Raw genomic sequence first — 14,718 nt, forward strand, 5'->3', positions numbered from 1 at the left:
TATTTTTCCAGTCAAATATGGTAAAATTGTCGTAAATTCATGTTTAATAGGGGGAAATAAGGGGAAATGAAGAAGTTTGTCGGTTTTATGTTGGTGTTTGTCGTCTTTGTAGCAACACTTATGAGTGGCTCGCCTGGAATGGTATCCGCAAATAGTAGTTTTAAGGATATCAGCTCTAGTTATCCCTACAAAGAACAAATCAATTATCTAGTAAACAAGGAAATCATCAATGGATATCCTGACAATACCTTCCGTCCAGATGAAAAAGTGACGAGAAGAGAAGCGGCAGTTATGGTTAGTCGTGCAAAAGGTTTGAGTGGGACGAAACGTTCAACATCCTTCAGTGACGTTTCTTCAAAAGATTACGCTTCAGGTTATATCCAATCTGCTTTTGAAGCTGGTTATATCAATGGGTATAGTGATGGTACATACAGACCGGATGCAACAATGTCTCGAGTCGAAATGGCATATTTATTGTCGCAAGTATTCGGATTCAATACATATGATAAATACTATTATTCTGATGTTAATCCTTTTACCAAGTCATACCATCCCATCAATAAAATAACAGCACATGGAATTTCTGAGGGATATCCTGATAATACCTTCAAACCAACAAAAGATATGAATAGAACAGAATTTGCGATTTTCGTGGCACGTTCTTTAGAGCCTACTTACAGAGTTACAAAAAAGGAAAATACAGTGTTAGAACGTGTTGTTACTGCTGATGTTTTAAATGTCCGAAAGGGACCAGGTACATCATATAGCAAAGTTGGAAGTTTGACTCGTGGGACACAGACGTATGTACAATTTACAGCAAATGATTGGGCGTATGTTAAAACATCCAGTACCCAAGGCTATGTTCATCAGGCTTACATAGCTAAACCGGTATCAGCTATCAGCGGGAGTATCATTACCATAGATCCAGGTCATGGTGGTAAAGATCCAGGAGCAATCGCCAACGGGCTTGTCGAAAAAGAAATCAACCTTGCAGTCAGCAAAAAGCTTCAAAAACACCTTGAGGCTGCTGGTGCTAAAGTGGTTATGACTCGAACAGACAATGATACTTATCCATCCTTGAGTGACCGTGTCAAAATTGCTGAAAATAGTAATTCAACTGTATTCGTAAGTATCCATGCCAACAAATTTAGTGATAAAGCTGCTCATGGAACTGAGACTTATTATAATTACACTGCACCGCAAGGCGAAGAGGGTAAGAAACTAGCGACCTTCATTCAAAACCGATTGTATAAAGCAATTGATACTTACAATCGAGGTGTTAAACACGGTAACTTCCATGTCATCCGTGAAAATACGATTCCTGGTGTATTGGTCGAGCTTGGTTTCATGACAAATCCAGAAGATGCAAAAAAGCTTGCTTCAAATACGTACCGCGAATTGATGGCCAAAGCAATCTACCAAGGGATAGTAGATTACTATAACAGTAAAAAATAAGTACAACAGCGGGTGCTTGATGCACTCGCTTGTTTTATACTATTAATAGAAGAAATTTCTTCATATGAATGGAGGGGATCGATTGAAATGGTACATAAAGCTTTTACTAAGTCTACTAGTTTTATTCGTAATGGATGATTCGGAGATCTCAGCTTCAAATAATGGACAAAGCTATATCGTCACCTTCAAAAATCAGATCGATACTGAAATGATTCATTCAGTAGGTGGAACTGTTGATCAAAAGTACGAATCGATCGATGCAGCGTCAGTATATCTTTCGGATGAAGCATTATCTGAACTTAGAAAAAAGACTGAGATCCTTTTCATTGAGGAAAACAGTCCTGTGAAAACCGACGGACAGATTATTGATTGGGGGTACCATTTTATAATTCCTGAACCTGCAAGATCTTCAAACTTTACTGGGAAAGGAATTAAAATCGCAGTAATGGATACGGGTATTGATCAGTCCCATCCGGATCTGAAGGTGGCAGGCGGCACCTCTTTCATCAATGAGGAGTCGCACTACAATGACTTGAATGGACATGGCACGCATGTAGCTGGAATCATCAGTGCTGAACAAAATACAATCGGGACACTCGGTGTTGCCCCGGAAGCTTCTGTTTATGCAGTAAAAGTACTTGATAAAGACGGGAACGGGAGTCAAGCTAGTGTAATCTCCGGGCTTGAATGGGCTATCAAGAATGACATCGATATTATCAATCTTAGTCTTACAAGTCCACAAGGGTCCTATGCGCTGAAAACGATGATGGATCATGTATACGAGAAAGGAATATTGATTGTTGCTGCGTCCGGCAATGGAACACAGCATACATCGGGGCTCGATAACGTCCATTATCCAGCCAGGTATGATTCTGTTATTGCGGTAGGATCGATTAATAAGGATAAAAAGCGATCATCTTTTACTAGATACGGACCGACTTTGGAATTATCTGCACCCGGACATGAAATCATAAGTTCATTTATTGGAGGAAAATATACAGTCAACAGTGGTACATCAATGGCGGCCCCACATGTGGCAGGTGCCCTGGCTCTATATATGGAAAAATATCCATTGAAGCCGAATAAAGAAATCCGAAAGCTCATCCAATTTTATGCGGAAGATTTAGGTGACAAAGGTAAAGATGATTTATACGGTTATGGACTAGTGCAAGCACCTTATTTGAATAAACCTAAGAGTTTATCGGAATTAAGCGGGAAAACTGAGTCCATCAATCTCTCGGAAGGGAAAGTCGAATTGAACTGGAAGGCATCACCATATCCCCAGAAATTAATGAAATATAAATTGTATCGAAATGGCACCTTGATAAAGACGCTCCCTGGCCATGTAACCTCCTTTAATGATGAGATAGCTTATGGCGAATACACGTATTCAGTGAAAGTGTCAGATCCGATCGGGCAGGCGTCAGATAGTAAGAGTATATCAATCCATTTGAAATCGGATTTCAAAGGCTTCCTTGATGTCAAAGTTGGAGACTGGTTTGGCGATGCCGTCTTTTATTTGAAAGGACAAAATTTTGTAAGCGGCTATACTGACGGTACTTTCAGGCCTAAGAATAATATCACTAGAGGTGAAATGGCTACAGTCATTGCGCGGGTATTAGGAATGGATACAAGCGCACAAGAAACGGTTTTTGAGGATGTCAAAGCTAGTTATTATGCTTCAGGGGCAATCCAATCGTTATATGAGGCACAAATCATATCAGGCTTCCCTGATGGGACTTTTCAGCCTGCAGTGCCAATTAGCAGAGGTGACGCTGCAATCATGATAACGAAAGCATTTGATCTTCCCCCGCCTGACTCCTATCAATCATTTCCTGACGTATCGGACTCATATTATGGTTTTACTGCGATCCAAACGTTGAGTGCAGAGGGGATTCTAAATGGATATCCAGATGGAACAATCCGACCAAAGGCTTTGATTACAAGAGCTGAGATGGCAAGTTTAATAGAAAGAGCGATCAAGAATAAATAGAAAAAGAAGGCTGATCTCATACAATAAAGATCAGCCTTCTTTTAGTTTTAATTCACCCATGCTCGATATAAGAATGTAGAGAATTCTGCTCTGCTTGCTTTTTCTTCCGCTTTGAACGTTTGATCGGAATATCCATTAGCTATGTTATTACTTGTTACATTTTGAATTTCATCAAATGCCCAATAGGATGGGGCAACATCTTTAAAATTGATTGTCGAGCCATTCTTTTCAAGGTCAAAAACTCTAGTGAACAATGCTGCAACTTCACTTCGTTTTATTGAATCTTCAGGTCTGAATTCCTTGTTTTGATAACCTTCAAAATATCCAGTTTTCATAACTGCATTGATTTCTTCTTTTGCCCAGTGATTATTTGGAACATCTGGAGCAATTGGTGACCCGCTTTCGAGAGGCAGATTAAATGCCTTTGCCAGCATTGCTGCCGCTTCTGAACGCTTTATCGAGTTTTCCGGTTTGAATAAGCTTTGATCATAACCGGTAATGATGTCCTTTTTAGAAAGATAAGTGATCTGCTCGTATGCCCAGTAAGAACTCTTTACATCATGGTATTGTCCTTTTGGTAAAGTGGGCAATTCAGCAGCTTTTGGTTGTTCTTCCTTCAAAACTCTTCTTGCACCGGTATATTTTGGCCCCCAATAATATGGTTCATTTATAGAAGTCTTTTGAACCCCTTTAGAAGCTGCATGGACAAAATACCCGTTTCCTACATAAATTCCTGAATGTGAAATGCCAGTTTTATATGTATTTGAGAAATAAACGATATCACCAGGCTGTAAATTCGATTTCGAAACCGCAGTACCTACTGTAGCCTGGTCTGCAGATGTCCTTGGCAGGGTGACTCCGACTTTATCGAATACATAAGTCATGAACCCTGAACAATCAAATCCACTAGGCGTGGTTCCCCCCCATTTGTAAGGAACTCCTATGTACTTTTTTGCGATATTGGCAACCTGATCCCCTTTAGAGTTAGCAAACGCATCCGGTGTGATCATCCATGATACTGTGAGCACCACTATAAACATTGCTACAAGCACTTTTTTTAACACTTAAGCCCCTCCCCCTGAAGCTATTAACCTACTATTCGTTTTCTTTTTACAAAATTCAGTCTATCATACAAAATTATCTAATAACTTTACATTTACATAACAAAATGTTACAAAATATCCAAACATCAGACGCGGATAAAAATGGAATTAATATAGGTACAAAGAATCTTTATAGGGATAAGTCCAAGTTATTATTAAAGATTATTGAAAATCGGTCGAAATAAAGTATGTAATCGACAAATTTCAAAAATTTAGGTTAATAGGTTCTGATAAATGTAGAATTATTGGAATAATTCCCAAAATTAACTTGAAATTCATCGATTTTAATGTAGAATTATGCTTAATAACCAAACAAAACCATAATAAGTCAACCTTTCTATTTTAGGAAAATATATATTGACATGGAATATGCTGGTTATTATACTGAATGATGTGAAACTAAAGTTTTAGGCTCATTGACATTGTTATTTTACTGGTTTGCTGGGATGGGGATTGTTGCGAATGTTACATAAAGTGACAGAATAGTAGGTTACAAGACCTGCAACCATGATCTCAGAGACCGGTTTAATAAATAAATTATTTACATATTAAAGGGAGGAAATACAAGTTATGGCTTACCAACCAAAGTCTTACCGCAAGTTCATGGCCACTTCATTGTCAGCGGCTGTAGTAGCTTCAGTAGCAGCACCAGTTGCTGGATCTGCAGCAACAAGTTTTTCTGATGTACCAAGTGGTTCTTATTACGCAGATGCAGTAATGTATCTAGCTGCTGAAGGACATCTTAATGGATACGGAGATGGAACATTCAAACCATTGAATGACATCTCTCGTGCAGAAGCAGCAAAAGTTCTTATGTCTGCTAAAGGTCTTAAGGCTTCCGGAACTGAGAACTACTCAGATGTAAATTCTGGACACTGGTTCTACGATGCAGTACGCGCAACTTCAAGTGCAGGAATTTTTGAGGGTTACGAAGGGAAGTTCAACCCTGAAGGAGAGCTTACTCGTGAAGCGGCTGCTAAGATCATCACTGAAGCTTACGGTCTTACTGGCGGTGGAGCAACTCCATTCAAAGATGTGAGCGGATGGGCTAAATCTTACATTGAAGTAGCTTACAACAACGGTATCATCAAAGGTAAAACGAATACTTCTTTCGATCCAAAAGCTAACGTAACTCGTGCTGATTTCGCAGTAATGATTCACCGTGCGATTGAAGCGACAGCTGCACCAGCAGTTACAAGTGTAAGTGCGATTAACGCTACACAAATCGAAGTTAATTTCAACACTGAATTAGATAAAACAGACGCTGAAACTGTTGCAAACTACTCCCTCAGCGGTGGTGCAGTTGTAACTGATGCGTCCCTTTCAACTGATAAAAAGACTGTAACATTAACACTATCTTCTGCTGAAGCTAGTGATGAAGTTTTAGTAGTAAACCCTATCAAAACGGCAGCTGATGCTACAGTTACTACTGAAAAGTACTCTCAAGTTTACTCTTATGAGGACCTAGTACGCCCGATGGTTTCTCAAGTAACTTATTCTGATTACCAAAATGCTGTAATTCACTTCAGCGAGCCGATGGCTGATTTAGGATCTGTTACGACTTCTAATGGAAATGTTACAGTCGGAACATTATCTACTGATGGAATGTCAGCTAAAGTTAGCATGAGTGCTGCTGCAGAAGGTTCTTACACAGTAACGATTGTTGGAGCTACAGATAAAGGTGGAAACCTTATTTCTCCAAACCCAGTTACATTAACAGTAACAAAGGCGAAAACGGATACAGTAGCACCTGCAGTTTCGGGTGTAACAACAAACGGTACTCAAAACCTTACAGTACAATTCTCTGAAGCATTAGCTGCTGCACCAACAGTGGCAGTAACAAACACGACAGTATCAACTATTACACAAGATGCTAATGATCCTACTAAGTACCATATAACATTGGCTACAGCAGTTACAGGTGTTGAAACAGTTACTGTGAACGCTGGTTATACTGATCCAAGTGGTAACGCAGGAGTAAAATTCTCTAAGCTTGTAGAATTCTCAGCTGATACTACGGATCCTGCATACAAAAGTCACCAAGTTAAGACAATCGGAGGAGTACAATACCTTGTCGTAACTTTTGACGAAGAACTTACTACTGCTTCTGGTACAATTACTGGAACATATGTAGATGGTAATTCTGTAACTCATTCTGCGTCTCTTAGTGCAGTAAGCCTACATGATGCTGATGGGGATGCTAAAACTGAATCAATCAAAGTTGACCTTTCTGCAGCAGCAGCTGGTAACTACAATGTTACTCTTCCTGCAGGACTAACTACTGATCTTTCTGGTAATGCTTCTGCAAGTAAGTCTCTTAGCTTCAACCTAGGTACATTTGCTGATACGACTAAACCGGTAGTTTCAAGCGTACTTACCCAAACTACAAAAACTAATGCTGATAAGTTTACTGTTAATTTCAACGTTGATGTAACTGCTGCTTCTGCATTGAACCCAGCTAATTACCTTGTTGAAGGACAAAGAGTATTTGAAAGTGCAATTTTTGATGGAGATCAACGTACTGTTACTTTGACTCTTAAAGATGGCGCTATCAATGTAGACGGTCTTCGTAACTTCACTGTTAGCAATGTTACTGGAGTAAATGGTGTAACAATGGATTCTTACACTGCTCAAGTAAACTTTGATGAGAATGTAAATCCTACACTTACATCCGCTACATTAGAAGCTGCTAACACAATCGAATTGAACTTCTCAGAGCTTATGGCTTCAACTACAGTTGATGCTCCTGACTTTGAAGTATACATCAACGGTAAAAAAGCAACAATCTCTTCTGTTTTGCCTGATACTACAAATGATGTCTACGATATTACATTAGACTCTTCAACAGTAGTAAAAAGCTTAGGAGATACAGTTACTGTCAAAGTACTTTCTACAAATGACATTACTGACGCTAGTACACCTGCTAACGCTCTTAAAACAACAGGCTCTGTTACTGTTACAAGATAAAGATATTATAAAATGCTCTGTAGAGAATTTTCTACGGAGCATTTTTGTTTTAAAGATCCTTTGGGAAAAGGTTTTTTTCTGAAGTTCTAGCTAATGACACAGTAACTGCTACAATTATTGGCCCTCAAGATCAGGGTGGAAACCTAATTAATCCAAACCCAGCAACAGTATCTCTATATAAAGGTACAGCAGATGGAGTTGCACCAACAGGTTTCTTCAATCAAACAAACTGGTGCTACTACCTTTGAGGTTAAATTCTCATAGGAATTAAAAACTCCACCATTTTTAACTGCTGCTGTTGATATTGAAAATGGTGCTACAAATTATAATTAGTACCGACTGCTGGTATTACAATCACTTAGTAATTTTTCAATAACTGTATTGTCAAGGGTCTGTCTGATAAGTCCCTATAATAAAACAAGACCAAGTAGCGTTTTTCGTTCTACTTGGTCTTGTTTTTGTCTTTTCTTGGAAAGCAGATCGTGGTAGTACAGCTACTTTCAGTAGGTTATGGGCTAATGCGACGATCCCGAACTCGACATGAACCTTTTCAAGGCCCCGCAAGGAAAATCTGCGGAACGACCGATTGCCCTTGATGTGACCAAAAACGCTTTCGACCTCAACTTTACGTTGAGCGTACTTTACCGCGTTTTCTTCATTTTCAAGGGCTGTCTTCGCTTTCGCTTTCATTTTCTCGAAGATCAGATTCCAATGAATGACGGTTACCTTTCGCCTTCGTACACTTCGACTTCAATGGGCATCCCGTACAATCTTCGCATTCATAAATTTTAAAGTTCTGTTCGTAGCCAGAGGCATTCTTGCGTGTTTGATATTTTTGAAACAGGGTTTCCGTTTGGGCTGATGAACCAATCGTTTTGTTCATCATACTTCCAATTCTTTACGTTCTTGATATCCATCTTGTATTTTCGTGACTGTTCTTTTATGTAACTTCCATACGGAATGAGGAACTCGAAACGCGGCTCTTTTTCTTCACCAATTGAATAGACATAGTTCTCTTCACTTCCATAACCCGCACCCGCAATCACCATTTTTGGCATCGGTAAAGAAGAGGCAGCCCTAGGCTTGGTTGATCTAGAGATTTTGTTTAGCTGTCAGTGCTTTCAAGATGGAGGCCAGTCTTCCTTTACCGCGACGTTCTTCAAATTCACCAAACTTTCTATAGGTTCGCCACCATCGCTTCAGTTTTTCACGTGTTCCTCATTCGGGATACTGTTCATAGCAGAAATACGAATTAAATTCCTTGAGGTAACTAAAATACTTAGAATTAACCTGGTGAGTCGTTATGGAGTAATGTTATATCTATGAACTAAGAATTATATAATGCGGAGATATAACAGAAACGGGAAGATTAAGCAGGGGTCCCGAGCTTCCTCATGATTTACCCTCAAATTTCTATCTTAATACTATGTCAGTTAACATTAAGGGTATCCAAGGTGAATGCTGGGTTTCCATCTCATTTTAATAAAACATCCACAAAAAAGAGCCCTTTAATGGACTCTTTTTTGTTGAAATTTTATCGTAGTCTATACTCTTCATTCATCGAGCGAACTAAGAAGACTGCAAATTGTTCTCTTGTTACATTTTGCAAGGGAGCAAAGGTGGTTGCTGTAACCCCATCTGTTACGCCTGCGTGATACAATCGGTTTATTGCATCAGAGTACCATTTTTCGGAGGGTACATCGGTAAATGGGTGTTTGGACGATGTATCTGGAAATTCATATAGCCTTTGTAGGACGACAGCCATCTCTCGTCGTGTCAGGGTTGCATTTGGGTTGAATTCTGTTTCGGAGACTCCGTTGAACAATCCTTCATCCACTGCGGCAGCAATGTCTTTATAATATTGATAATCCATAGGTACATCTGTGAATCCGGGATCCGGTCTGTTTTCTAGTGAGACATGGTTTGCCCGATTAAGCAGCAAGACGGCTTGCCAACGGGTCAATTCCTGTTCTAAACCGAATTTTCCATTACCAACTCCTAAGAGGATACTTCGATCGTATAAATAGTAGATTTCTTCTTCTGCATAATGTCCAGCTGGAACATCATTAAAATTGAACTTTAAGTAACTTGAGGCAACATAACCTGTGGTTCCATCATTTCTTTTTACAGGATACCATACAAAATGATTTTTTCTATTCTTAACTTCTTCGTATACAAAGGGTCCTGTAATGTTTACAACTTCCCCGTTGCCCAACATTCCTTTAGAAGGACTATCTGTAGTAGGGCGGGTCCTTACGTTAACCGAAGATGTAGCTCTTACTTCATAACCTTTATGGAAATGATGTCTTGATTTGGTCATAGGTAGATCAAAATCGTAGTTCATTGTTACAAATTGAATGTTATCGTCGCTATTACTATCGTATTCGAAATCGTCCCTTGTAAATGGTAAAATGTTTAACTCTACCAAATTGAAGTCTTCGATAATATTAAAAATTTTCTCTTGGTAAGCGTTTGTGTTTCTCTCGCCGGTTGCCTGTATAATTGGGCTGTTGACTGGTTTTGTACCGTTATACGCCATAACAGCGAAATACCAGTGTTCAATAACATCACGTTCCCCACCATTTATTGTCGGTAAATCAGTACGTTCAAACATGTAATCTAGCAACTCTACGCCAGCTTGTATGTTATAGAGGATATCATTCTTTAATCGCTCTTCATCATAGTTAGCTTTGTTTGTGATTTGCATGATACCTATACCGTTATCATCAGTAATGATGACTTCACCATTTTCATCAAAATGTTTCCAGTCTCCACTTTCTCCTTCAGCAATTGCTTTGACGATCTCAGGTGGAATATTGTTAGCTTGTGCTGTTTCAGTCAATAAACAATTCATAGTTTGATAATCTGGATTGTCACCCTGCATTTGTTCAAAATTACATTTAACAGGTATATTTTCTGCTGCGTTTACATGTCCATTAAAGATAAAAAACAGGGCGAAAACAAAGGTGAAACCAGTTACTGCTCTTCTAAAATGTCCCAAGTGCTACTCATCCCCCTAATTTTGAAAAAATAAAACTCATTTTCCATATTATTACTTACAATTAGTATAATATCATACATCATATAGCTTGTAATCTATCAGCCTATTAATAGGAAATTTAATAGACAAATTACTTTCTGTGTTGGGGTAAAGAAGTTTTATAATATTTAGGGGTTAAATCATTTCAAAGTAATAACAATTTATGGGTTATGGTATAAAAGTATGGTTAATAGGACAAATATTGACAAAATAGTATAGTATTGTATCATTATAATAGTACTAATAATTGAAAAGGGCAAAATCAGTGAAAGTTGATGACGCAAAGCTACGGGTCTAAGGTACTAGTTTCATGCTATGATCGCCGGGTTGCCAGTGAAAGTTAATTTTGCTGTTTGCCTTGGCTTTGCATGTCTTTTTCATGCAAAGTTTTTATTTTTAGGGGGAGAATATGAAAAAATTATTTAATGGAGTGATGATAGCCATACTTTTGTTAGGTACAGTATTGGGCTATCCATTTTCAAATGCAAAAGCTGAAGTTGCAGATCAATCATTATTTATTGATTCACAATTAAAAGGGTGGATTTTGGATGATACAAATGGGAATATCTATGCAATCACAGACGCAGGCGAGCTCTTAGTTATATCGAGAACCACATTCGAAATAACAAATACTGTTTCAATAGGAACAGGGTTGAGTGATTTGGATTTGAATGGGAACACATTATATGTGGCTATGCAGGATCAGAACAAAGTAGCTAGGGTAAACCTTTCGACTTTTACAGTCGATGACATGATATCTTTGACACAGTCACCTTTCAACATTGAAGTTTTAGATGGCAGCTTATATTATGCCTACGATCAACATAGTGAAGTGCGAATTGTAGATCTAACGACACAAGAAGAAACCGCGCTAGATATTGATGAAGATTCGACTTATGACAGGTTTTATAATCCCGATCTAGAATCTAATGAATCAGGAATCTTATATATAGCTGAATCTGGATCTTCTGGTTCACATATTTTGAAAGTATCTCTAGATTCAAATTCGATTATATCGGAATCTACTTATGATACAGGTTATGGTTTTCCTTCACCAGAGAGGAAAGTAATACTAGATGAAAATGAAGCTTTTTATTCAGGGAAAAGTTTAGACAAAGATAATCTAGAAGTAATTAACGGTACATATAAACACGATTATTTTGAAGAAACAGTATTGGATGTAACTGAACAATTTGTTCTTACTAATAATGCGATTTACGATCGAGATGAATATTACAAGGTTGAATTACTTCCTTTTGAAACAGAACATATTCTTGCTTCTATGACGGAAGTATATCTCTTTGATACAGACAACATGATCATACATAAAAAGAATTATAATTTACCTACATCTTTAATTGTTCAACAATACCCGGTTCAAAATCAGAAGGTAACATTTAATCAAGAGCTTACCGATTGGGTTATAGACCGTACTAATAAGAAAATTTATGCTGTTTCAGAAGAAAATAACAAAATGCTAACAATCAATGCAGTTACTATGGAAATCGAGAATGAACAATCTGTAGGATCTTTTCCATCGGATATAGATTTAGCAGGAGACAAACTTTACATCGCTGACTATGGAAGCACCTACATTACTGTAATTGACTTGAGTACTGGTGCATTATCTAAAATTAAGACAAAGCAAAATCCATATCGCATTGCCACTGATGGTCAAACCTTATTTTATGTAATGGAAGATCAATGGACAGGTGTCTATAAAATCAATTTAACAGAGGGCACTGAAACAGTGATAGCCGAAGGGTTGAAAACAAATGATTATAGTTTTTATAAGCCGGATATCGAGTATGATAGTACAAAAAACACACTTTACATTGCTGAATCTGGTTCTTCAGGGTCCCATCTTTATACTTTGAATCCTGATACCTTGGATATTACAAATGATGGAACAGGGTTTTCATTTCCTGAGAGGAAAATGGTATTAGATGGTGAGCACATCTATTACGCACAACGAAAGATATCTGAAGCTGATTTGACAAATGAACTATGGAATTACAACGAAGAAATCCTGAGTGTATCTAATAACTATGTAATTTCTTCAACAGGGGTTTATTCTAAAACTGATGACTCAAAAGCAGCTTCATTTCCATATGAAGTTTCACATGCTTCCATTAATACTGCTGAGAACGTTTTCTTGTATGTTCCAGAAAACAAGTCGATTTATAAATTTAATAGTGTACAAGATATCATCAATGGGAAACCTGAGAAATTACAAACAGCTATAAATTCAAACGGTAGTTTCCAACTAAGTTGGGATCGTGTGACTGCAGATTATTATCAGGTATCCTATAACACTGGAGACATAGCAGGTGACCAACCTTTAAACTCAAATGAATTGGTAGATAATCAACTTATGTTGAGTGAAGAGGAGTACAATCAGTGGGCTGGACAAACAGTGGCGTTCTCGGTTCAATCCATTATTGGAGAATGCACTTCGGAGAAAACCATAGCAAGTTATACATTTGCTCCAGAGATGCCACCTAATTTTACAGTAGTACAAAATTCAAACAATGATTTATTGTTCGACTGGGACTTAGTTACAACTGATTTTTACAAGTTATTCTATAAAACAAGTACGATGAACGATTTTCTTGCTATTAACGATTCTGAATTGACGGATAATCAATCTACAATTGCAGAAGTTGATTATCAACAATGGTCTGGCCAGACAGTAACCTTTGGTGTTCAGGCATATGCTGGAGAAAAAAGTTCGGAAATGGCAACATATAATTTAACAATTAAAGAACCTTCTGTAGAAGAAACACCGGAAGAAGAACCTGTGGCACCAGCTGATGGAGAAACTGGAGATAATTCAGAAACAACGACTGAGGATACTACAACCCCAGATAAGGGAGAAGGTACGATAGGTAATGGTGGAAACTCCAATGATGATTCAGTTGATGAGCCTTCCAACCTATTTGATTTGGATAATGCTAAAATCGTAAGGCGAATTACTACGTTCCAAAAACTTTATGAATATAAAGAGGATGTAGAAGACATAGCATTGAACCTTCACGAAAGCCTGATCAATGAAATGAATGAAACAGGGGATGAAGGATTTTATATCGAGACACAATTAGGTTCATTCAAGCTCCCGATTAATACGATTGATGCTTATACAGATGATGAAAACTCTTATATCCAGGTAAGTATCAAAAAAGTAGCTGAAGAGATATCACAGGACCTAGAGGAAATTGCGAAAGATCATTTCTTTGAATTAATCAGCCAACCTATTGATTTTTCATTACAGATTGTTGAAAATGGTACATCTACAACCGTAACTTCTTATGGTGATCAATTTGTCGAACGTAGAATTCCGATAAATGACCCATCAGCCCTGGACGATATGATGGTTGTAGTGCTGGATCCTGTAAATAGAACTTACCAATCTGTACCAACAACGATTGAGCAAGATGAGAACGGTCAATATTGGGCGATTTTCCATCGTAATGGGAATAGTATCTATGCACTCGTGAAAACACCTGAAAAACCATTTGATGATGTGGTTAACCATTGGGCAAAGGGGGATATTGAAGCCTTAGTTGCCAAATTGATTATCAAGGGTGTAAATGATAATGAGTTTGAACCAGAAAGGTCAGTAAATCGAGCTGAGTTTGCTGCAATGATTACGCGGGCTTTAGGGCTTCTTTCCAATAAAGACAGTAATAAAAATGTATTTTCAGATGTAGACAGTTCAAAATGGTATAACGAAGCGGTCTATGCAGCGCGCGATGCAAACTTGATCAATGGATATGAAGGGAGAACCTTTAAGCCAGGGGATACGCTTACTCGTGAAGAGATGATTACGATGATAATCCGAGGTCTTGAGTTAGTCAACGGTGATCAGGAAGCAGACTTGAAACAATTATCACCGTTCAAAGATGGAAGTAGAGTGGGTGAGTGGGCAAAAGAGAGTGTGGACATTGCAATTGACAAACAGCTCGTTAACGGAAAAACCACTGAGACCCTTGCACCAAAAGATACGGTAACACGTGCAGAAGCAGCGACAGTGATAAACAGACTGTTATCTAAACTACAATTTAATTAAGTAAAAGACCTCCATCAAAAAACTTGATGGAGGTCTTGCTGTAATTTCCATATTTTAGTTACAAAAATAATGATATTTGTTAAAATAGTGT

General features: G+C 38.0%; 7 protein-coding genes, 1 pseudogene and 1 riboswitch. Of the genes and pseudogenes, 4 read left to right on the plus strand and 4 right to left on the minus strand.

The annotated features are described in order from the left end of the window. Positions 1-66 precede the first annotated feature (66 nt). Together L1611_RS10210 and L1611_RS10215 are read left to right on the plus strand one after the other, a co-directional pair. Positions 67-1,455 carry an N-acetylmuramoyl-L-alanine amidase gene (locus tag L1611_RS10210; RefSeq protein WP_236312994.1) on the plus strand — a complete coding sequence of 463 codons (1,389 nt, stop codon included), beginning with the start codon at positions 67-69 and terminating at the stop codon, positions 1,453-1,455. An 82-nt stretch (positions 1,456-1,537) separates the two neighbouring features. Beyond that, complete coding sequence (locus L1611_RS10215) at positions 1,538-3,448, plus strand: S8 family peptidase (RefSeq protein WP_236312995.1); 1,911 nt, start codon at positions 1,538-1,540, stop codon at positions 3,446-3,448. Positions 3,449-3,495: 47 nt separating this feature from the next. On the opposite strand, the gene L1611_RS10220 is transcribed toward L1611_RS10215, so the two are convergent. Continuing rightward, entirely contained in the window at positions 3,496-4,512 is a 1,017-nt protein-coding gene (locus tag L1611_RS10220) for a C40 family peptidase (RefSeq protein ID WP_236312996.1), read from the minus strand. Between the two features lie 609 nt (positions 4,513-5,121). Between L1611_RS10220 and L1611_RS10225 the strand changes: the two genes are divergently transcribed. Beyond that, the gene (locus tag L1611_RS10225; RefSeq protein WP_236312997.1) at positions 5,122-7,518 is read left to right on the plus strand and encodes an S-layer homology domain-containing protein; all 2,397 of its coding nucleotides are present in this window, start codon (positions 5,122-5,124) and stop codon (positions 7,516-7,518) included. A 384-nt stretch (positions 7,519-7,902) separates the two neighbouring features. Here L1611_RS10225 and L1611_RS20935 read toward each other — a convergent pair. The 3 genes and pseudogenes from L1611_RS20935 to L1611_RS10240 form a co-directional block, all read right to left on the minus strand. Then, positions 7,903-8,404, minus strand: a pseudogene (locus L1611_RS20935) (transposase). Next, the gene (locus tag L1611_RS10235; RefSeq protein ID WP_236312998.1) at positions 8,307-8,576 is read right to left on the minus strand and encodes a hypothetical protein; all 270 of its coding nucleotides are present in this window, start codon (positions 8,574-8,576) and stop codon (positions 8,307-8,309) included. The pseudogene L1611_RS20935 and the gene L1611_RS10235 overlap by 98 nt, the downstream one beginning before the upstream one ends. A gap of 476 nt (positions 8,577-9,052) precedes the next feature. Then, entirely contained in the window at positions 9,053-10,519 is a 1,467-nt protein-coding gene (locus L1611_RS10240) for an S-layer homology domain-containing protein (RefSeq protein ID WP_236312999.1), read from the minus strand. 284 nt (positions 10,520-10,803) lie between these two features. Next, positions 10,804-10,893, plus strand: a riboswitch (cyclic di-GMP riboswitch). A 74-nt stretch (positions 10,894-10,967) separates the two neighbouring features. Here L1611_RS10240 and L1611_RS10245 point away from each other — a divergent pair. Next, positions 10,968-14,627 carry an S-layer homology domain-containing protein gene (locus L1611_RS10245; RefSeq protein WP_236313000.1) on the plus strand — a complete coding sequence of 1,220 codons (3,660 nt, stop codon included), beginning with the start codon at positions 10,968-10,970 and terminating at the stop codon, positions 14,625-14,627. Positions 14,628-14,718: the final 91 nt, after the last annotated feature.

It is taken from the genome of Pseudalkalibacillus salsuginis, assembly GCF_021646685.1.
GTDB classification, from domain to species: Bacteria; Bacillota; Bacilli; order Bacillales; family Fictibacillaceae; genus Pseudalkalibacillus; species Pseudalkalibacillus salsuginis.